Raw genomic sequence first — 677 nt, forward strand, 5'->3', positions numbered from 1 at the left:
TTAGCCTTGTGTGAAGAGCCTCCAAATACACACAGGCCACGTAGACGACTTCCTCAACACCCCCTGACACGTGTTTTGTCCCTTGCAAGACGACTATTTCCCGCACACTCTCGCAAGGTACATCAACTTCACATGCAATTGATTTATCGTAACAAAACAACAAAACAGCGGCAGCCAAAACAACTGCCAGACTTTTCCTAGTCATCCCAATCCTCGTACGTAATCGTATAATTAATGCCAGTGTTATTTCCGACTGCCATCAACGTAATCCTCCAAGGGACAGGAGGTGTCTGATCCACTGTGAGTGTGGTCGCATTGCTCGAGTGCGGCATACAAGCAACCTGTTGAGAATGCCCATAATTGCTCTGCACATGGGCCCCAGCCAAAGGGCCACCCGAAATTCCATCAAACGAAATATCGACTTGCTTTCCCCCTGTAATCAAATGCCACGCATGACCTGACAGATATCCATTAATATATCGTTTAGCTCTACGCAACGGGTGCTTATTTATCTCACACTTGCAATTGGGGTGGGGACGTTCTGGTTCCTCCATGAACTCCTTCCCTTCCAGAGCCTTGCATTTTTCACATGCTTTAAGCTTCGGATGGACAGTCCAGTAGTAGTCTCCTTTTGGATCTTTGGGCGGACTATCTCTATTGCTCTCATAGTCTGCTTG

2 protein-coding genes are annotated in these 677 nt (G+C 47.3%); both read right to left on the reverse strand.

Translation table 11 applies throughout. The features are described from left to right. Positions 1 to 205, reverse strand: a 205-nt coding sequence (locus tag QQS14_RS16495) for a hypothetical protein (protein WP_285908109.1), incomplete at its 3' end; no start/stop codon positions are given. Beyond that, positions 198 to 677, reverse strand: a 480-nt coding sequence (locus tag QQS14_RS16500) for a structural protein (RefSeq protein ID WP_285908110.1), incomplete at its 5' end; no start/stop codon positions are given. The genes QQS14_RS16500 and QQS14_RS16495, both read right to left, overlap by 8 nt.

The organism is Pseudodesulfovibrio pelocollis (assembly GCF_030282845.1).
Taxonomy (GTDB): Bacteria; Desulfobacterota; Desulfovibrionia; order Desulfovibrionales; family Desulfovibrionaceae; genus Pseudodesulfovibrio; species Pseudodesulfovibrio pelocollis.